The following is a 21,409-nucleotide window of genomic DNA, read 5'->3' as shown; positions in this document are numbered from 1 at the left end:
ACTATTTAAAAGCAGGGGTATATTATAAATAATCAACCCCTGATATTTTAAGCAGATACACTTTGTAGTACCGTATTCTAAGCTATATTGCCTGTTTGATTAAATACAAAACATATTCTAATATATCAGTATTCGTTATCATTAATTCATAATCGCCATTCCCCCAATGTCCTGTATTTGATACATCACGCATTAAGTTTTTAGGATCTTCTAGTTTGCCCTTTGGTAAGTTGATAAATAATTTAATCCCTTTTTTAAGTGTAACAATATCAGCTATGTTTTTATCCTTTTTAAAAGCGATGTATAATTTTTTAGGGACTAATTCTATATCGTCCGCTAGATGTAAAATAGCTTCCTTATAGGTTTCGTAAAGTTCTTTCACTTTATCTGGATAACCATCTAAATGAAATTCTTCGGTATAAACTTTGATTTCTTTGGTAACTGCTTCTAATTGTGTATTGCTAGCTGTTATGGGTTTTATACTCTCTGCTGATTTACTTTTCTTTATTTGGTTTACGCTAATTAAATTGTTTTCATAACGTTTTACTTCCCACAATTCAATAGCAATATCTTTAAAATTGGTGGCTGTTTTTTGATTTTCTGTAAAACTCGTTGAAACAAAAACGACCCTTGTTTGACTCCAATCTACATCGGTACGTTTTAAATGTTGCTTTAAAGTTTCGTTATATTCTATAATAAAATCCGCTTTGTTTTCAAGCATTAAGCTTAAATAGGTAAACCCTTGGTCAACAACGCTAATGTTTTTATTACGCTTATATTCAATAATTATAAATGCATTTGATTGTGTATCATACGCTAAAGTATCAATGCGTTTGTTTTTAATAGAAAACTCAGATTTTACCAATTGTAAATTCATGAGCTCCTTTAAATTATTTTCAAAAAGGGATTGTATCTCTTTTTCTAACTTGAATGGTTTCTCTTTTAGAATACTAATTGATTCTTTGGATTTTAAGTTATATAAGTGCATCTTAATTTTTTTTAATATCGTAGCCACCAGTTTTAGAAGAACCTACAAATTCAATAAAATCTTTATCTTTTAACTTTTTAAGATAACGTTCTGTAGTTGATAAACCTTTATTTATTATACTAGCTATATCTTTAGTTTTTAAATTAGGTGTTGTTTCAATAATTTCATAAATACTAATAAGTTCATTTTTTACACCCTCGTCATTTTTAAGTATAGCTTTAAGTTCCGGAAAAACAACTGTAGTAATATTATTCTTTTGTTTCCAAGAAGGTGTTTTAAACTTATTCTTCTTACAATCGTTAATCATTCTTAAAGTACCACTTCCAAGCATTTCTATATACTTTCTTATAAAACATATTTTAGCAATATCTGGATTACGTAGTATAGAGTTATGTTCTCTTCTTAAGTCTTTTAATGTAATACCTTCTGGTAAACCACCATAATTAGCTATTTCTGTTCTATCAGAAAATATAGAGACTTGTAAGAAACCATTAACAGAATTATAATCTCTATGTACCATTGTGTAAGCTTCCCCTTTTTCGAAGGGATTATTAATCCAAATATATGAATTTTATGTTTTAAAACAGGGTTGATATTTTTCATTATGGGCATAATAATTAATCTAGGTGATTAATTATTATTACGATTATCTTTATAGAACTGATCCGTTTCTACAATTTCTATAAAACCTTCCAATGATTTTAACTTATTACTATATAAATTTAACCTACTAATATGAAGTAAATCTTGATAACCTACCTTAAAAACATTATTAGTTTTAATTCCTAACCCTTCCAAAGCGGTCGATACATACCATAAATGAATTTGTTTTTTACCTTTATATGTTGCTGCTGCTAATTGAAGTTGAGAAATTGCTTTTTTATCTTGTTTTTTTTGTTTAGCTAACTCAAAAGTATTCGTTTTCTGACTAGTACGTTTCAATTGTAAATAAACAATATGTAAATCATCCTCCATTATAACATCTACATCTCCTTTTTCTTGAACACTTGCTAATTCAATCTTAGTATCCCATGGCATGTCTTTATAATATTCACACAATATATTTTCAATAGAAGTTCCGTCATCTGGTTTAAAATTTTTAAATAAAGCTTCTGTTATTGCATATAATCCTACAAAACTTGTTAAAATAGACATTGGAGCTATAATATTTCCTCCTAGTTTTATAAATGGCTTTTGCCATAAATTTATAGTTAATTTAAAAGGATCAAATTTTTTTATCTTCCGATTAGTCTTCCAATTAAAAGAAAAATTAGATATGATCTTTTCCATATTTTCTGTGGAACACTTTATCCCTGAATTATTTGTCATTTGATGAAAATTTTCAACATCAGAAATAAGTATAAGTTCTTTATTTTGTAACGATAATGTTCCTTCTATATAAGTACTTTTACTTTTTGAGGCGGTATTATGTAAAGGCTTTATAAATGTATGATATTTTCTTGTTGCTAACCCCTGTAAAAAAGTAATTGCCGTAAGTAAAGGAATTTTATTTTTCATTTCTTTTTCTTTCATACCTAAATCATTAATAGCAAGTTTGATTCCATTACACAATGCATTTCCCATAATATTCTCTTCAGATTTATTATTGTTATGAAAAATAATTTGTCCTTTTTCCAAATGTTCTGCGTAAGATTCTACTCCAAGTTTATAATACATATTTTCATTCAAAGAATATCTATCAGCATCATAATTCCATTTAATGTTAAATACTTCATCTTCTAAAACTACTATTTCACCTATATCATTTATTTTAACTTTTAATCTAGGTTCATAGGCATATCTATATATAATATCTTTATTAATTACATATTCGTTCACTAAAGTGAATATAGATTTAAACTCTTTTTTCCATACTTCTTCTAGGTAAATTTGATAGATGTTTTCATATGTAAGCTCTTTTGTTTCTTCTTGTATCTCAGACTGTGCATAAGCAATTAATATACTTAAAACATCACCTCCATATTGAAACTTAATAGGGTCTTGATTGTTATTATAGACATACGCTTCAAAAGCAGCACATGAGGCAACAATAAATTCATGTTTAGACTTGTTTAAACCTTTAATTTTACAAGAAACTTTATTCCATGTAGTATTTAGCAAATCTGAAAGTTTTTCCCATATTAAGATTTCCTCTTTAACAGCTGGTGGTAACTTGCCATTTTTTAAAGTTAGTAATCGAGAATTATCTAAGAAAAGTAATGTTTCTTTATAGCCTTCAATAAAAAGATCTGGATTATTATAGGCTACATAATATTCAAACTCTATGGAAGTATTATGTATAAGATAATTTTTCCATAATTCAATAGCTTTGGCTTCCCTAACCCAAACAGCAGATTGTTTAGTTAAAAATGAATTGTAAAAAAAATCATCTTTAAAGAAAGCTTTTTTTGTTTTCTTCAAATACCAATCTACCATTTTGTTAAATGGGATTTCATTCCAAACAAGTGAATACGCATCGGTTTTAGCCCCTTGCCCATATAAAAGGAGAGCCTGTTTTTTGGTATTAAAAAAAATATCATTCATGATTATACAAGTTTAAAATTAACTATGCGAAATAGTTCTTGCCAATCACATAACAATAATAGGAAAAAATATTATGATATTTACTTTCCTTAAATCTTTTCTCGATAATTTCAATAAAATAATGGTTTCATTAACTTTTTCAATTTTTGCGTAAAAAGATTACAGAGACAATTACATTAAAACCTGAGTTTTATCTATTATCTTTTTGCGCATTTTGCGTTTCCTTTTTTAAAAAACGAAAACTCTTTTCAACTTCAATTTAGAATCGAAAAATAGTTAGTGGTAAAATCTCATAAATTTATGAGAGATTACAATAATAATTTTATTTTTACTTACTAAAAGTGCTATAAAATCAAATATTTATTTCATGCCAAACACAAAACACACCATAATCCGATACCAAGCATTAGATAAATGTTTCAGAAATAAATCTAAAAGGTATTTTATTGATGATTTAGTAAATACCTGTCAATCTGCTATTGAAAACTTTACAGGAAACGCAGAAGGTGTTCAGAAAAGGCAAGTATATGACGATATAGCTTTTATGATGAGTGAGAACGGTTATAACGCACCCATTGAAAAGGATAAAATGGGTAGAAAGGTATATTATTACTACAGTGATGTAAATTTCTCTATCAATAATCAACCGCTTACCGAATCAGAAGCATTAGAGTTAAAGGAAACATTAATAACATTAAACAGATTTAAAGGCTTACCTCAATTTGAATGGATTGAAAATATAACCACCAGATTAGAAGCATCCTTTCAATTTGGTAAACAGGCTAATGAAATTATTGAGTTCGATCAGAATGAATTTTTAAAGGGTAAAGAATTTATTAATACGTTATATCACGCCATTATTAATAAAACGGTTTTATTAGTCACTTATGAGAGTTTTAAATCGGGATTAAACACGATTATAGAGTTTCATCCTTATTACTTAAAGCAGTATAATAATCGTTGGTTTTCATTTGGTCAAAACCCGAACTTTGATAACATTACCAATTTGGCATTAGACCGTATAATTAATATTGAAATATCAGATAAGCAATATGCAGAAACTAGTATCGATTTTAAAGAATACTTTGAAGATATTATTGGTGTAACTTTTGACGAAAATCAAAACCCTATTGAAATAACCATAAGAATTGAAAAATCATTATGGCCATATATTAAAACAAAACCATTACACGGTTCTCAAAAGATTAAACAAGAACAACAAGACTATATTGATATTTGCTTACAGCTCATTCCAAATTACGAATTAGAAAGTGTGCTACTACAATACGGAGAAAGATTAACAGTATTAGAACCTGAAGCATTAAGGAAATCTTTAAAAGAAAGAACTAAAATGATGATGGGAAACTATAACAGTGTATATACAATGCACTAATAAGAACAATATTTGAAAAAATGAAAAAACAAACAAAAGGTATTTCCTTTAAAAATTTCAGACGTTTCCAAAATTTCCCAATGCTTCAATTAGGAAATATTACCTATATGGTAGGACGAAACAATTCAGGTAAATCTACAATGGTGAAAGCCCAACTTTTAATGATGGATTATTTACAAAATCAACTATATAATACATTTTCTTTTGATAATTCGGTACTCGAAGATGCGAATATTGTAACCTTTGGTAGAGCAAAAAATAATAAGTCAACCTCTGATTTAATTGAGTTTAAAGTCATACTAAATAACATAGAATTTTCTGTAGTTATTACAGGTAAAGATGATAATACCAAAGCAAAAGTTCAAACCTTTACTGTTAACGATCCTAATGATGCTATTTCTTTAAAGGTCGATTATATAGAAGAAAACATAAACCTAAAAAAAGGGCAAAAACTTATTGATTCAAATGTTCAAGAAATCGATATGCAAAAGCAACGCTTATCTGAAGATCTTCTGAAAATTGAACAAGAACTTGTAAATATACCTTCTAAAGCATCAAAAGAATATTTAGCACTTAATGATAAAAAAAATGGGATTTTAAAACAAATCGAAAAAATTGATAAACTAAATAGAGATGTAAAAGAGGAAGGAGCCTATGACTATGATGTCACGTATCCACTCAAATTTTTGCGTGTAGAGGATATGTATGAGGTAAAGGAAGATGATGATGATTTTGACAATATTGTATTATCTGAAGACACGATGATACAAGAGTTTATAAGTATTGTACTATGGTTTAATGATATTCAATATAAAAAAGATGCAGAAACAGCTAGAAATAATATAGATGATGATTTTAATCCTAACTCTATTGAAGTTCATCAAAATAAAGGAAAACTAGAAAAATGGGCAAACAAAGTGAGTAACATCATCAACGAGCAATCTTTTCATTATATACCAGCGAATCCTAGTAAGCAATCTGCCTTATTTGCTTTGCGTGATAAGAATAATGATTTAGCGCAAGCCATACATAATTTTAAACAAGCTGGATTAGATAAAAAGGCTGATTCGAAAAAATTTGTAAAATATTGGATGAAGGAATTTGAAGTTGGCGAAGATTTTTCAATAGAGTTTTATGCTGGAGAGGCTTACGAATTCCACGTTTTAGAAGATGGTGCTCAAAATCACTTATCAGATAAAGGAATGGGGTCACTTCAAGTGATGAGTCTTATTTTAAAGTTAGCAACGATTATTTATGATAAAAAGGTTAATAAGAAGAATAAGCCTACAGTATTAATTGAAGAGCCGGAATTGAATTTACATCCTGAATTGCAATCAAAATTGAGCGATTTCCTATTGGAAGTATCTAGTAAAAATGTGCAGTTTTTAGTAGAAACACATTCAGAATACATAATCAGAAAAGCTCAGTTAATTGCAATTCAAGAAGATTATATATTAAATGATGAATTAAATCCTAATCCTTTTAAAATATTTTATTTTCATAAAAAAGAAGGACCTTACGAAATGAAGTTCAATTCAAAAGGAAAGTTTGATAGAGACTTTGGTCCTGGATTTTACAATGAAGCAGGTAGTTTGACAATGAAGATGATTAAAGAATTACGTAAAAAACAAGCTTAATGACAACCCTATACACCGAAAAAGAAATATTGGACAACATAGCTTTGTTTTCTGAATATTTTCCTCACTGGCACAAAGTTATTACAAGTGGTTTACCTGTATGTGTTAATATCAATGATAGTGATTTGAAGGAGAAATTATTAGATGCAGAAGATCCAATTTTTATAGCATATAACGCTTCGGCTACAATGGAGTTGCCAGTAGCGTTAGATACTTATTTTACAAACATAAAAACAGATTTAACTCAAATTGTAGATAAGCCAAAATCAATTTTTTTATTAGACATAGAAGATAATTTAGCTCTAAATGTGCGTAAAGATTATGGAATGGCAGTATATTCAACTAGTAATCTTCCTGAGAGTATTTTTACTTTTGCATTCTCTTTAGACTTAGAAAAAGCACAAACAATTGATACAAATTGGAAAGGAATTTTAAGTTTTGATAAACCATTATCAAATAGTTTAATTATAACAGATAATTATTATTTCAATAATGAAGATAATAATTTAAATAGAGGGTTTAGTAATTTGGTTAATTTCCTTGATGCTTATCTACCAAATGAATTGGCTATTGATTATGACGTAACAATTTTTGCAGAAGATAATGACAAAACTAATGAATGGTGGATTAAAGAATATGGGAAATTAGTAGCGTTAATAAAACCATTAAGAGAATTCGAAATTAACCTTGAATTAGTGCTTGGATCCACAATTCATAGAAGACGTCTAATAAGTAATTATGTTTTTGGTAAAACCGATCAAGGTTATGATGTTTTTCACGCAAAAAAAATCGAAGACGTAAGGTTTGATAATGAATTTGAACATTTTGAAATATTTTCGAATTTAGATAATCTTGGTACAAAATATTTTCAAGCATCAGATAATACAATAATAAAATTGGAAAAAATTTCCAACAGTGTATGTGAGTATGTGAGTGTTAATGGGAATTCTTCAGGAAGAATGTTATTCGGATGTAACAAAAACAAAACAATCAAAAACCGTCTATTAAATTAATTAAAATAATCTGTGCACCAATAATGCACACATTATTCCCATATTTGCAATGTCAAACAAAATAAAAGACAACAAGCACTAAAAATGAGCAACCAAAATAACAAAGTAGAAGTAGGATTTATTTGGCAGATTACAGACGATGTATTACGTGATGCCTTCAAAAAAAATGAAATTGGCGATGTAGTTCTACCGTTTGTAGTGATCCGCAGATTAGATTGTATTTTACAACCAGTAAATGCCAAAGTTCGTGAAACTTTCGAAAAATTCCACGATAAGCTATCTTCAGAAAAATTAATTCCTGTGTTGCGTAAAGCAGCAGGTGGCTTAAAATTTTACAATACCTCTAAACATACCTTACAGTCGTTAAAAGACGAACCACAATACATAGAAATTAACTTTAACAACTACTTGCAAAGTTTTAACCCAGAAGTACAAGAAATTTTAGAGAGTTTTCAATTCGATAAAATTGTAGCACGTTTGGTAAAAAACAGATTGTTATACGAAATGATTGATGCCATCTGTAAAATTGATTTACATACAGAGGCTATCGACAATCACGGTATGGGTTATGTATTTGAGGAATTAATCCGTATCTCAAACGAGCAATCTAACGAAACCGCAGGAGAGCATTTTACACCTCGTGATGTCATTGAAATTATGAATAATTTCTTGTTCGCAGGCGAAAAAGAAAAGTTATCGCAACCAGGCATCATTCGTACCATTTTTGACCCTGCTTGTGGTACTGGTGGTATGGTAAACTTGGGTAAAAAGTTTATTCTCGACAAGGTATGTGCCGATAGTAATCATAAACCAACATTGGTAACCTACGGACAAGAAATAAACGAACAATCGTATGCTATTGCTAAATCTGAAGCCTTAATTACAGGAGAAGATGCCAATAATATCAAACACGGTAATTCCTTTAGCGAAGACCGTTTTCAGGGAAAATCCTTTCATTATATGATGGCAAATCCACCGTATGGTGTTACGTGGAAAAAAGACCGAAAGTTTATTGAAAATGAAGCTTTAAACCCTTCTGGACGTTTCTATGCAGGTACACCACGAGTAAGCGATGGGCAATTACTGTTCTTACAGCATATGCTTTCTAAAATGGAGCGTGAAGGTTCTCGTATTGGTGTGGTTACCAATGGTTCTCCTTTATTTACAGGTGCTGCGGGTAGTGGTGAGAGCGATATACGTCGTTGGATTATAGAAAACGATTGGTTAGAATGCATCGTGGCATTACCTAAAGATTTATTCTACAACACAGGTATTAACACGTACATCTGGTTTTTAACCAATAATAAAGCACCACATCGTAAAGGGAAAGTGCAGTTGATAAATGGTGATGCTAAAGAAACCATAATTACAGAAGGAAATGGAAAGGATAAAGAAAAACACCTATTCTGCCAACCCAACAAAAAGAGTTTGGGTAACAAACGAAACGAAATCACATCGCAACACATTGCGCAGTTATTGGAAATGTACCAAAACTTCGAGGAAACCGACCACTCTAAAATATTCGATAACGAATACTTTGGCTACTACCAATTAACGGTAGAACAGCCTAAAGTAGATGCTAAAGGGAATATTGTTAAAGACAGTAAAGGCAACCCAAAACCAGACACCAAAAAACGAGATTCAGAAAGTGTTCCATTGACTGAAGATGTAGAAACCTATTTTGAAAACGAAGTAAAACCACACGTACCTAATGCGTGGATAGATTACGATAAAACCCGTATTGGTTACGAAATTAACTTTACCAAGTATTTCTACAACTATACACCTTTACGACCAGCGAGTGAAATTAAAAGGGAGATTATAACCTTGGAGAATGACATTGCTAACTTATTAAAAGACTTGATTAGCTAATGGAAAAAGCATACGAAACATATAAGGATAGTGATGTAGAATGGATTGGTAAGATTCCAGAAAATTGGAAAAGCGTAAGCCTAAAATGGATTAGCAATATTACCAAAGGAAGAAAACCTAAAGTTGATTATGATGAAAGTGGTGAAAATTTATTGCCATATTTGTCAATGGAGTTTTTAAGAGATAAAACTTCAAATCCTACTTATGCTTCAATAGATGAAAAAGGATTAGTGTTTGTAGATGATGGAGATATTCTGATATTATGGGATGGTTCTAAAGCAGGTGAAATTGTGAAAGCTAAAAAGGGTGTGCTCTCATCAACTATGGCGAAAATTGATATAACTGATTCTGATTTTGAGTCAACTTATCTTAATTATTTATTACAACTAGGTGAAAAACATATTCAAGAGAATACAATTGGTATGGGTATTCCTCACGTTAGTGGTGATGTTTTAAAAGGCTTAAAAATGTTATTACCACCAAAACAAGAACAAACCCAAATCGCAGCCTATCTCGATTACCATACCCAATTAATAGATACCTTAATTAGCAAAAAAGAAACCCTAATACAAAAACTACAAGAGCAACGACAAGCCATTATTAACGAAGCAGTAACCAAAGGGTTAAATAAAAATGTAGCCTTAAAAGATAGTGGTATTGAGTGGTTGGGGGAAATTCCAGAGCATTGGGAGGTAGTTAAGTTGAAGTATGTCTTAAATAATCTAAATAATATTAGAATTCCTCTAAGTTCATCTAAAAGAGGTGTAATGAAAAATAAAGTATATGATTATTATGGAGCTTCAGGGGTCATAGATAAAGTAGAAGACTATTTGTTTGAAGGGAAAAATATTTTGATTGGAGAAGATGGAGCAAATCTTATATCACGTTCAAAAAGGTTGGTATTTATTGCTGATGGTAAATATTGGGTTAACAATCACGCGCATATACTTCATCCTAAAATAGGAGATATTGAGTTTTATACTGAATTACTAGAATTAATTGATTTTACACCGATAATTGAAGGTTCAGCACAACCGAAGCTTACTCAAGATGCTTTAATGAATATTCAAATACCAAATCCACCAGTTGAAGAACAAATTGAGATAAAGAATTTTATAAATATTAAAATTAAAAAGGCAAATGATTTAATTTATAAAATTAAAAATTCTATCCAAAAACTCAAAGCCTATCGTCAGTCTTTAATTTCAGAAGCAGTAACGGGTAAAATTGATGTTAGAGATTGGCAACTACCAAATAGCTAATTATGGATAAGGCAGCGTTAGACATACAAAAGCGGTTTGTAAAAACATTTCTAGAGTTAGAAAAGGAGCTAGAAATTAATAGCTCAAAAACCAATGCTACAGGTTGGCAACAACGTAATGAGCTTATAAGTCACGTATATTCTGGTTATAACAATCACGAAGCCTTAAATAGTAAAAGAAAAGAGCACCAAAAGCATATACAACGCGGTAATGTAATGCAATGGTTGTACAAAAAGCTTCAAGAAAATAGAGATTTGTACGGCTATTTTGAAAATCCCGAAGAGTTTATTAAAACCTTAAATAACCTTATAGAAGAATCCGTTACCAAAGAACTATACGAAATAGCAGAGGAATTAAATAAATGGAGAAAAAAGTTAATTGCCTAACAGTATAAATAATTTTAAATATTTAAAATGAACATAGCAACCTATTACCATTCAAAAATTAGTCAATGCATTCAAAGTCACAAAAAGGCTAATGCTATTTTTGTAGTCCAAGGTATTAACGCAGATTGTTTAAATAGGTTCGAAGAAACGCATATTACAGATAAAGCTACCTTTCTGTCAGAAGAGCACACAACTTTTAGTAAAGAATGGTTTGCCAATTTTTTCACCACTTTAAACACACCCAAAGAGTATCACTTAATTTCTTATGCGCAATTAACGTACTTGTTCAGTTATATAGATGCATCTTTTTTTATGGATCGTTTGGTTATTCTTGAAGATAATTTAAGACAATTGTACCCACTAGATAAAAAGTTTTATCTAGAAAAAGAAGAAAAAGAAAATATAGAAAGGCGTAGTGACAATATGCCATTGCATCACGCAGAACAATTAAAAATTGGTGATGAATATTTTTATGCTCTAAAATCTGTGTCGCAACAAATAAAAACCATACAGTTACATCAAGAGGAAAGCGAACTAGAGTTTGATGAGCCTATAGGAGATTATGACCTCATAGACCTTTCTGATGCATACGATTTAGATGTGTTTGTTAACAATGTGCTTCAAGGTTCAAATCAAAAAGTAGCTTTTATCAAGCAACACCAAAAGCAACCTAAAAACGAAAACGCTCAAGCTTTAGTACGAAAAATAAATGCCTTTCTAGAAATTTTAGGAGGCGAGTTGTTTTTTCTACCAGAAGTTTCTGTTGAAGAAGATTATAAACCATTACCTGAAACTACAGCAGCATTAAAAAAATATTGGGGCAATAACGCTAATTTTAGAAACTTAAAAGTTTATAAAAACCCAAACTCAAGTAAAGAAATTATTGAAATCTCTCAAGGTTTAATAGTAGATACCATTATACAAGAGTATGAAAATGCCAAAGCCAGTAAAGAAGTTAGAGATTTATTTTTAACTGCACCAACGGGTGCTGGTAAGTCTTTATTGTTTCAATTACCATCATTTCACGTGTCTAAAAACGGCGATGTTACAATTATAGTATCACCATTAATAGCCTTAATGAAAGATCAAGTAAAAGGCATTATTGCAGATAGAGAATATAACAAAGTAGCCTATTTAAATAGTGAATTAAGTTTAATAGATAGAGAACGTATTATAGACAACTGTAAAGATGGTGAGATTGATATTTTGTATATGTCACCAGAGTTATTACTTTCTTATGACATATCCCACTTTATAGGCGAACGAACTTTAGGACTGTTGGTTATAGATGAAGCACACCTTATTACTACTTGGGGAAGAGATTTTAGAGTAGATTATTGGTTTTTAGGAAATCACATTCGTAAAATACGCAAGTATAAAAATATACAGTTTCCAATGGTAGCTGTTACAGCTACAGCTATTTATGGAGGTTCTAACGATATGGTGTTCGATAGTATCGATAGTTTGGTAATGCAAAACCCACATATATTTATAGGGCAAGTAAAACGAGACGATATTGAGTTTGTTATTAATAACTACGATAAATTTGAGTCTCGTTACGAGCGTAGTAAACTCAATCAAACCGTTTCTTTTATTAGAGATATAGATAAAATTGGTTTAAAAACCTTGGTGTATACACCTTATACCAAACACATCAAACAAATTTTATCAGAATTAAACGATGCGCCAGATATAGCCACTGGGTATTATGGTTCATTAGATTCCCATTTAAAAGAATTAGCATACCGACAGTTTAAAAATAGCGATCGTAAAGTAATGGTATCTACCAAAGCATTTGGTATGGGTGTCGATATATCAGACATCCAAGTGGTCTATCATCACGCACCATCAGGTTTACTACCAGATTATGTACAAGAAATAGGAAGGGTTGCAAGAAATCCTAAAATAAAAGGATATGCAGCTTTAAATTACTCGTCACAAGATCAGCGATTTAGTAAAGCACTTCACGGTATGTCTGCATTGCGCCAGTACCAAATTAGAGAAGTGTTAGAAAAAATACATAAAGCCTATCTAAAACATAAATCTAGAAACCTACTTTTATCTATAGACGACTTTGGTCATATTTTTGAAAATGCCATAGACCTCGATCAAAAGGTACTCACAGCTTTAATGATGATTGAAAAAGATTATTTGGCAAAAAATAGGTTCAATGTTTTAATTGCTCGTCCTAAAAAATTATTCGTTGTGGTTTTTGCAAGTGTTAGTGAACACGAATTTGCAACGCTAAAGAACCATTATCCCAATGCGGTAAGAGAAATTACTAAATTATACCAAAACGTAATAGTTGAGGTTGATTTAGATAAAATATGGATGCAAAACTTTAGCGATAAAAGTTTTCCTAGTCTAAAACGTGAATTTTATAATGGTAAACTTTTTAGAGGAATTAATGTAGAAGTGAAACCACAATTAAAAATTTCATTTGAAAGAAGTATTAATTACAATCAAGCTTACCAGCAATTAGATGTTTTGTTTAACGCATTGCAACAAGCTTTTGTTCAAATGCAAGGCTTTTTTACACAAGAAGAATTACAAGCAAAGCTAAAGAACGTTTTACAAGACGATGTAAAAGCAGAAAAATTATCAAAATTTGTATTGTCTACATTCTCTGGAAGAATGATACAACCAGGTGTTATTGAAGATGGGGCATTTTTGCAGAGAAAAAAGGAAAGACATCAATACAAATACCGTGTATTTAATAATCGTTATTTACAAGCATTTGCAGCGATGCTCAAAAGGTTTGGTCGCCTTTTTGAAAATACAGACGAGGCAATTGTAAATAGGTTTATAACTAATAAAGAATCTAATGCTGTAACCTATGTGCGTTTAGGTTACTTTATGGAAATGCTACAAATAGGAACTTTTGAAATAAAGGGAGGTGAAAACCCAATGGTGTTCATTCGTATAAACGATCCGCAACGTATAGAACGTGATGCAAACAATTCATATTATAAAAATACATTATTAGAAAAAACATTAGAACGTCATTATTTAAGTAATGAAATTTTTGATCATTTCTTTTTAAATGGATTTACCAACAAAGAGCGTTGGGATTTTATAGAAGACTATTTTTTAGGTGAAGATGTAGATATGTTAAAAGAAAACTATCAATCTAATGAATCTAATGACTTAGATATTATTAAACATCTTAATAAAAAAGCTAAAAAACTAACAGGAGATTATACTGATAAAAGTAAAAAGGAAGATAATAACATTCACATCTTTAAAGCCAATTCAGAAACCTATTATAATATGGATAATTTATTGACAATTGAGGTAGATGGTAAGCAAGAAACACTAAAGGTTAGTGAATGGTTGAATCATAACCCAGTTGCATTTGATCAAGAAAAAAGAAAGCATCAATTTACAATTGATAAAAGTGTATTTGATATTCTCTCTAATAGATTGAAATTGCATCATTATGAATATTTTAAAAGGTCTTTAGGATTAAAATTAAGGATTAACTTTAAAGGATACGATAAACCTATGAAAGCTTTAGTGCCATACAAAAACAAACCAGTAGAGTTTTATAAGTGGTGGTGTAATAATACAGATGAAGTGTATCTCTCATTAAGAGAGAAGATAGTGTTGTTTGATAAAGTTGCAATGTCAAAACCTGATATCCTTAAGGCAGCACACAAAAAAATGATTAATAGATAATATTATGGCAGGAGGAACCAAAGAAATACATTTTGAAGACCATATTGTAAACTATTTAACCCAAGAGGTTAAAGAGTATAATGTGGTACACAAAAACAAGTACGATAAAAAATTATGCATCATACCAGAAGATGTATTGGCATTTATAAAAGAAAGTCAACCAAAAAAATACCAAAACATACAAACCCATTTAGGGATAGCTACAGATACTAAAATAGTAGAAGCGATTGCCAAAAGTTTACGCAACAACAAAACCTTAAAAACCTTACGTAGTAAATTACGCATTTCGGGTGAGCGTTTAGATTTGGTTTATTTTCAACCTGCTAATAACAAAACACCAGAGCACGAAACTTGGTATGCACAAAACCGATTGTCTGTTATTAGGCAATTAGCATATTCTACTAAAAATAATAATGAATTAGACTTATGTTTTTTTATTAATGGTATTCCTGTAGCTACAGCAGAATTAAAAAATGCACTTACAGGGCAAAACCACCACAATGCCATTAAACAGTATATGCAGGATCGTGACCCAAATGGCGAACCCCTGTTGGAGTTTCAACGTTGTTTAGTACACTTTGCTATCGGTACAGAAAAAGTATTTATGACAACCAAATTAGATGGTAAATCAACCTTCTTTTTGCCTTTTAATCAAGGTTTACGTAATTACAATCCTAATGGCTTTGCCACAGCCTATGTTTGGGAAGATATTTTACGTAAAGATTCAGTATTGGATTTAGCGCAAAACTTTATCAATCTACAAGAAGATGTAGACAAAGCCTACGACCCAAAAACAAAAGCAATTGTAGAAAAAAAATCTACCAAGTTATTATTTCCTAGATTTCATCAATTAAAAGCGGTTAGGCGTTTATTAGACCAATTAAAAATTGATGGTACAGGCACTAACTATTTAATACAACATTCTGCAGGTTCAGGTAAATCTAATACCATCACGTGGTTAGCATATCGTTTGGCTAATTTCTACCAAAATTATACAGACCAAACAGCCTTATTCGATTCTATTTTTGTATTAACGGATAGACGTGTATTAAATACTCAAATTCAAGAAAACATCAGGCAGATAGATAACATACCAGGTATGGTTGCTTATTTAGATGAAAAAACAACGGCGAAAGATTTAAAAAGAGAAATAGAACACGGAACAAGAATCATAATTACTACCATACAGAAATTCCCTGTAATTTCAGATGAGGTATCTCAAAAGTTAGATAAGAAATATGCAGTAATTATTGATGAAGCGCATAGTTCACAATCCGGTGAAACTTCAAGGCATATGCGTAAAGCATTAAGTTTAGAAGAAGCAGCAGAAAAAGATACACCTGCAAAGGATTTAGATGAGGTAATAGCAGATGAAATCAGTAAAAAAGGGCAACAGCCTAATATTTCACAATTTGCCTTTACCGCAACCCCAAAACCTAAAACCATTGAGTTATTTGGTACAGTACAACCAGATGGTGGTAAAGAACCATTTGATATTTACTCAATGGAACAAGCCATTAAAGAAGGTTTCATTTTAGATGTATTAGAAAATTATATGTCATTTAAACGCTATTATAAATTAATTAAGCGTAGCGATATAGAAGATAAAGAATACGAAAAGAAAAAAACAGTACGTGTTTTAGGTAATTATGTCGATTTACAAGACCACGCAATTGAAAAGAAGGCTCGTATTATTTTAGAACATTTTTCAGCCGAAACTCAAAATAAAATTCAAGGGAAAGCAAGAGGAATGCTCGTAACCAAATCACGTTTACACGCAGTACGTTTTAAAAGAAAATTTGACGATGTAATGCGAGAAATGAAATTACCTTACGAAGCGTTAGTGGCTTTTTCAGGTACTGTAAAGGATGATGAAACAGGTGAGGAATACACCGAAACCAATATGAACGATTTAGATGGGAAAATTAGCATTCCCGATGCGCTTAAACTACCAAAATATCGCTTGTTAATTGTAGCAAACAAATACCAAACAGGGTTCGATGAACCTATGATGCACACAATGTTTGTAGATAAAAAATTAGGAGGTACAAGTACAGTACAAACTTTATCGCGTTTAAATAGAAATGCTAGAGGTAAGGAATCTACTATGGTATTAGATTTTGTAAACGACCCAGAAGATGTACAAGCAGATTTTCAAAAATATTACGGTAAAAACTTTATTCAGGAAGAAAACTTAACTGACCCAAATGCAATTTATGATAGTTTAAATCAAGTGGAAAGTTTTGAAGTATATTATCCTCAAGAAGTAGAAGCTTTTGCCAGTATATTCTTTACAGAAGAAAATAACTTTGAAAAACTACAACCTATTTTAGAGGAGATAGCAGCTCGTTTTGTAGATAACTTGGAAGAGGAAGACCAAGCAGCATTTAAAAGCGCAGCTAGTTCTTTTGTGAAGCTATATCGTTTTTTAAGCCAAATCATCACATTTACGGATGTAGAATTAGAAAAAGTGTATGTGTTTTTAACAGCATTGATTAAAAAACTGCCTTATGCTAAATCTACCTTGCCACTAGATGTTATAAACGATGTTGAGTTAGACAGTTATAAAATTCAGCATAAATACACAACAAACTTGGCAATGAAGCCAGGAGAAGGCTACGGTGAACAAGAGGGAATGAAACCAAGTGGAGCTATGGGAGGAAACGATGATGAATTAGATTTTCTAACAAAAATAATAAAGGTTTTAAATGAAACCTATGGTATTGAGCTTTCGGAAGAAGATAAACTGGAGGTAAGAAAGGTAAAAAGCACTTTGCATTCAGATGAAGAATTGATGTCGTATTTTAATAAAGAAAACTCAAAGGATAATATTAAAGATAAATTTGATGAAAAGGTTGATTCCGAGTTTTTAAACTTCATTGATAAGAAGTTAGATTTTTACAATAAAATGACAGAAGATAAGATTAACACGCTATTTAAAACAATGTGGTTTAACGAATTATATGATGCTCGTGTAAGAGGCATTGGTAAATAAAATTAAATTTTAAAAAATGAGAAATCCTAATTGGGCAAGAATACACGAGCTTTTCGATGAATTTATCAATTCATTTGTAATACATAAAAATAGCATTTTAACGGATGACACGAATATACTTTCTATTGAAACTATAAATAGTATTCAAGGTAGATTTATTGAAAATTACAATGATAATGATGAAAAGGACTTAAAATTTCAAAAAAAGTTAGCAAGTCAATTTGAAGGAGCTTCATATAATGAAAAACTTGTATTTGCTCACGCAGAGTGGTTATGGTCTTATTCAGTGAATGACTTGCAAACAGCAACAAAGAAAAATTACACAAAAACAATAACCGGTTTAGAGCATTCAAAAATAAATGATGAACCGTATAAATACGGTTTTGGTAGTGCTGGTCAATTTCATAAAACCAATAAATATTGGGAGATAGCATTTAATATTGAATTAATTAAAACACTTGTTGAAAAACAATCTGAAGGTGCTGATTTAGAAGAATTAAAAAAATGGGTAGAAGCCATTTGTTTATATCTTAAATACAATCGTGAGAATGAAACATATTTTGTAGATGTAAAATTTAGAGAAAGGTTTCAAAATAAGGCTCTTACGATGTGTAATATATTAACATATTGTGCTTTTCCAGGTCGTTACGAAAGAATTGCTTCTAATGGTCATAAAGCTCAAATTTACCATACATTTAGGTCGCTAATTAAGGAAGAAGAAGGTGAAAACACCAATGCTGATGAATGTATTTTATTAATAAGAGAAAAGCTAAATAAATGGAGAAATGAAGGTTTTGACTTCTACGAAAATGACCTAAGAAAACTATGGAATTATAGTGCAAGTGATATACCGTATGATGAATTACAAGCAATATTATACAAAAAAGCGATTGTTTTATATGGCCCACCAGGAACAAGTAAAACCCATTCTGCAAATACAATAGCAAATGCACTTATAAAAGAAAGTTATCTAAAAAATAAAGGGAATCTTGATACCTTCTTTTCAAATAGTGAATCGATTGTTAATGATAGAATACATAGACTTCAATTACACGCAAATTATACATACGAAGATTTTGTTGCAGGAATGCAATTGGTTGATAAACAAACCAAACCACAAAAAGGCAAACTATTTGAGTATTGTGCTTTAGCAAAAAATGATAGTGACAATTTACCTCACGTTTTGATATTAGATGAAATCAATCGTGTTGATTTATCAAGAGTCTTTGGAGAAGTTTTTTCAGCAATGGAAAATAGAAATGAAGATATTGTAACAGCAGTTGGTAACTTCAAATTAAACATACCAGATAATTTATACATAATTGGTACAATGAATGAAATCGACTTTTCTTTAGAGCAAATAGATTTCGCTTTAAGACGTCGTTTTTTATGGTTCCCTTACGGTTACAATGCTGGTATCTTACAAGATATTGCTTATTTAAAAAATGAAAAACAAAAGGCAGGCTTATCACATAGAGATATAGAACGATTAATAAATGCTGCAAATGCTTTAAATATTGCCATATCTAATGAGGATGAATTAGGAAAACAGTTTGAAATTGGTCATACATTTTTTGCTGAAATAGTGGATATATATTCATCTTTTAAAGCTATTAATAATAAAACAAATAGAATTAAAGATAAATTATTCAGAGCCAATGGTCCTGCAACTATTCTTTGGGATATTTCTATTCAACCTATTTTAGAAGCTTATTTAGGTAACGTTGAAGAAGATGAAAAGAAAAAAACGATTCAAGATTTAAACAACACTTTCTTCCAAGCATCACTTGATTAATACTAATAAGCATATAATTCATTTAAAAGAAAGTACTTGTATTGGTAATGAGTTGTCTTATGACATAATTCAATTTGTGAACTCTCAAGTTGTTTCTAAAAATTCATTTTTCCATTTTTCTGATAAAGAAAGAGATGCTGAACCTGTTTTTAATTATTATAATAATCAATGGTGGGTGAATCGATTTGTAGGTGAAATTTCATTTATATTTCAAGAGGAAGAATATCAAATTATTATTAAACCAAGATTTGGTGAATTATTTTTATTTGAATTATTAGAAATCATTTTTAATTTCAAATTTGCAAAGAGTAAACAATCATTAAGTAAATCTGACACCACAGATGATTACATAAAACGTATAATTGCTAAAATTTGGTTATCTAAATTAATACAGGCAAATAAGTATGGTTTACCTCGTACAAATAAGAAAAGGGTTTTTTCTGGAGCACAAATAAAGGGTAAGTTAGAAGTTAGAGATAGTATATTACCTTATAAAAACAGCAATAAGTTAATATCGTCAAGTTATGAAAAAACGATTAACCCAGATATAGCATCATTGTTATATGAAACATTTAAAAAACTATCAAAAAGTTACGGTTTACCACAAATAAATAAACTACCAAAAAACGCAATTCAAATAATACACCAATTAGAATTAGCGAGAGGTAAATCTTTAAATCGGCAATTATTCTACGATACTTCTAAATTGCCAAAAATATACCAATCCTTCAAAGAAGTATTAGATTTATCAATATCCATTTTAGCTAACAAAACAATGAATAATCAAGCTTCAAATAAGCACGGTTACGCATTCTTTTTAGATATGGCTGAAATTTGGGAAATGTATTTATTAAAAATATTCCAAGAAAAGTTTAAACTTGAAGGATGGCAAGTAGAATCTGAAACAATACAATCTTATAAAGGTAGCTTTTATTCGCGTAAATTAATTCCAGACATTGTATTAAGCAAAGGTAATAAGGTAGCTGTTTTTGATGCTAAATATAAACTTATGAAAGGTCATTATTTAGATGTAGATAGATCAGATTTCTTTCAGATTCATACTTATAAGGCATATTACAATAAGAAGAAACAATTAGTAATTTCAGGGTTGTTATATCCTATTACTTCAAACAATATCAAAAAAGAACCTGTAAATAGTATTTTGAATGATTATACAAAGTTTGTAATTAGTGGTATTAACCTTGATGATATAGACAGTACGGAAGATTCACTGCTTAAGTTTAATCAATCTTCAAATAAACTATTATTTTTTATTGAAAAAGAACTTATAACTTAATGCAATTGACCAATAAAAAATTAGTTTTTCTAATCATTTGGTTGAAAAAATCAAAAAACATATTCTAAAATTAGACACAAAAACAGACGTCCAAAAAAAAACAAACCTCGCAAAATCAGTGTTTTACGAGGTTAAAAGTGGAGACGCCGAGAATCGAACTCGGGTCCAAACAAGCAGCTCAAAAGCTTTCTACATACTTAGTTTTTGTTTGATTTTCGGAATGTAACCGACCAAAAACAGCCTATTACAAACGTATCTTCTAAAATTTCAAAAACTTGTTGAAGCACCAAGTTTTCTATGTTTATTTTTACGATGCCCAAAAATGAAACGCCATAAACCAAGGCTTTTCGTGGACATAAAGCTTGCACACCTTGTGTGCCGAGGCCAATCTTACTATTAATTCAGATTATGCAGCTAAAGCGTAGTTATCTTCGCCGTTTAAATGTTTGAAATAAGTTTAACGAGCATTATTTCAGTCCTCGGTATGCTTACAATTTCACTGACCTTGCTGTCAAAACCAGTCGTCCCCAATATGTCAAAGAAAGCACC

At 30.3% G+C, this 21,409-nt stretch carries 13 protein-coding genes and 1 other RNA gene; 10 read left to right on the top strand and 4 right to left on the bottom strand.

What is annotated here, in order from left to right:
- Window positions 1–82: 82 nt before the first annotated feature.
- From MARIT_RS11740 to MARIT_RS11730, 3 genes are all read right to left on the bottom strand, one after another.
- Window positions 83–988: a DUF5655 domain-containing protein gene (locus MARIT_RS11740; RefSeq protein ID WP_100212037.1), complete on the bottom strand. Its 906-nt coding sequence runs from the start codon at window positions 986–988 to the stop codon at window positions 83–85.
- A gap of 1 nt (window position 989) precedes the next feature.
- Window positions 990–1,508, bottom strand: coding sequence for an ATP-binding protein (locus MARIT_RS11735; protein ID WP_100211602.1), 519 nt, complete (start codon window positions 1,506–1,508; stop codon window positions 990–992).
- 110 nt (window positions 1,509–1,618) lie between these two features.
- Entirely contained in the window at window positions 1,619–3,532 is a 1,914-nt protein-coding gene (locus MARIT_RS11730) for a hypothetical protein (protein WP_100211601.1), read from the bottom strand.
- A 367-nt stretch (window positions 3,533–3,899) separates the two neighbouring features.
- Here MARIT_RS11730 and MARIT_RS11725 point away from each other — a divergent pair, with 367 nt between their 5' ends.
- The 10 genes from MARIT_RS11725 (at window position 3,900) to MARIT_RS11680 (ending at window position 20,860) form a co-directional block, all read left to right on the top strand.
- On the top strand, window positions 3,900–4,925 hold the full coding sequence (locus tag MARIT_RS11725) for a helix-turn-helix transcriptional regulator (RefSeq protein ID WP_100211600.1): 1,026 nt from the start codon (window positions 3,900–3,902) through the stop codon (window positions 4,923–4,925).
- Window positions 4,926–4,945: 20 nt separating this feature from the next.
- Window positions 4,946–6,562 (top strand): AAA family ATPase, encoded by a 1,617-nt coding sequence (locus tag MARIT_RS11720; protein WP_100211599.1) that lies wholly within the window; start codon window positions 4,946–4,948, stop codon window positions 6,560–6,562.
- A complete protein-coding gene (locus tag MARIT_RS11715) occupies window positions 6,562–7,575 on the top strand; it encodes a hypothetical protein (protein WP_100211598.1) in 1,014 nt (337 codons plus the stop codon). The genes MARIT_RS11720 and MARIT_RS11715 overlap by 1 nt, the downstream gene beginning before the upstream one ends.
- An 84-nt stretch (window positions 7,576–7,659) precedes the next feature.
- The gene (locus MARIT_RS11710; protein ID WP_100211597.1) at window positions 7,660–9,447 is read left to right on the top strand and encodes a type I restriction-modification system subunit M; all 1,788 of its coding nucleotides are present in this window, start codon (window positions 7,660–7,662) and stop codon (window positions 9,445–9,447) included.
- On the top strand, window positions 9,447–10,709 hold the full coding sequence (locus tag MARIT_RS11705; protein ID WP_100211596.1) for a restriction endonuclease subunit S: 1,263 nt from the start codon (window positions 9,447–9,449) through the stop codon (window positions 10,707–10,709). The genes MARIT_RS11710 and MARIT_RS11705 overlap by 1 nt, the downstream gene beginning before the upstream one ends.
- Window positions 10,710–10,711: 2 nt before the next feature.
- Window positions 10,712–11,095: a hypothetical protein gene (locus MARIT_RS11700; RefSeq protein ID WP_100211595.1), complete on the top strand. Its 384-nt coding sequence runs from the start codon at window positions 10,712–10,714 to the stop codon at window positions 11,093–11,095.
- A gap of 27 nt (window positions 11,096–11,122) precedes the next feature.
- Window positions 11,123–14,773: a DEAD/DEAH box helicase gene (locus MARIT_RS11695; RefSeq protein ID WP_100211594.1), complete on the top strand. Its 3,651-nt coding sequence runs from the start codon at window positions 11,123–11,125 to the stop codon at window positions 14,771–14,773.
- 4 nt (window positions 14,774–14,777) lie between these two features.
- Window positions 14,778–17,768 carry a type I restriction endonuclease subunit R gene (locus MARIT_RS11690; protein WP_100211593.1) on the top strand — a complete coding sequence of 997 codons (2,991 nt, stop codon included), beginning with the start codon at window positions 14,778–14,780 and terminating at the stop codon, window positions 17,766–17,768.
- Between the two features lie 16 nt (window positions 17,769–17,784).
- Complete coding sequence (locus MARIT_RS11685; RefSeq protein ID WP_100211592.1) at window positions 17,785–19,563, top strand: AAA family ATPase; 1,779 nt, start codon at window positions 17,785–17,787, stop codon at window positions 19,561–19,563.
- Complete coding sequence (locus MARIT_RS11680) at window positions 19,556–20,860, top strand: 5-methylcytosine restriction system specificity protein McrC (protein WP_100211591.1); 1,305 nt, start codon at window positions 19,556–19,558, stop codon at window positions 20,858–20,860. Before MARIT_RS11685 ends, MARIT_RS11680 begins: the two co-directional genes overlap by 8 nt.
- A 135-nt stretch (window positions 20,861–20,995) precedes the next feature.
- Here the strand turns inward: MARIT_RS11680 and ssrA are convergent.
- Window positions 20,996–21,389: a transfer-messenger RNA gene (gene ssrA / locus MARIT_RS11675) on the bottom strand.
- Window positions 21,390–21,409: the final 20 nt, after the last annotated feature.

Source organism: Tenacibaculum maritimum NCIMB 2154, assembly GCF_900119795.1.
Classification (GTDB): domain Bacteria; phylum Bacteroidota; class Bacteroidia; order Flavobacteriales; family Flavobacteriaceae; genus Polaribacter; species Polaribacter maritimus.
This window is presented reverse-complemented; position numbering and strand designations above follow the sequence as displayed.

Bases quoted from the DNA above. Each gene is read 5' to 3' on its own strand.
- MARIT_RS11720 (WP_100211599.1), top strand. From the start codon at position 4,946: ATGAAAAAACAAACAAAAGGTATTTCCTTTAAAAATTTCAGACGTTTC.
- MARIT_RS11710 (WP_100211597.1), top strand. From the start codon at position 7,660: ATGAGCAACCAAAATAACAAAGTAGAAGTAGGATTTATTTGGCAGATT.
- MARIT_RS11725 (WP_100211600.1), top strand. From the start codon at position 3,900: ATGCCAAACACAAAACACACCATAATCCGATACCAAGCATTAGATAAA.
- MARIT_RS11715 (WP_100211598.1), top strand. From the start codon at position 6,562: ATGACAACCCTATACACCGAAAAAGAAATATTGGACAACATAGCTTTG.
- MARIT_RS11740 (WP_100212037.1), bottom strand. From the start codon at position 988: ATGCACTTATATAACTTAAAATCCAAAGAATCAATTAGTATTCTAAAA.
- MARIT_RS11735 (WP_100211602.1), bottom strand. From the start codon at position 1,508: ATGGTACATAGAGATTATAATTCTGTTAATGGTTTCTTACAAGTCTCT.
- MARIT_RS11730 (WP_100211601.1), bottom strand. From the start codon at position 3,532: ATGAATGATATTTTTTTTAATACCAAAAAACAGGCTCTCCTTTTATAT.
- MARIT_RS11690 (WP_100211593.1), top strand. From the start codon at position 14,778: ATGGCAGGAGGAACCAAAGAAATACATTTTGAAGACCATATTGTAAAC.
- MARIT_RS11695 (WP_100211594.1), top strand. From the start codon at position 11,123: ATGAACATAGCAACCTATTACCATTCAAAAATTAGTCAATGCATTCAA.
- MARIT_RS11700 (WP_100211595.1), top strand. From the start codon at position 10,712: ATGGATAAGGCAGCGTTAGACATACAAAAGCGGTTTGTAAAAACATTT.
- MARIT_RS11685 (WP_100211592.1), top strand. From the start codon at position 17,785: ATGAGAAATCCTAATTGGGCAAGAATACACGAGCTTTTCGATGAATTT.
- MARIT_RS11705 (WP_100211596.1), top strand. From the start codon at position 9,447: ATGGAAAAAGCATACGAAACATATAAGGATAGTGATGTAGAATGGATT.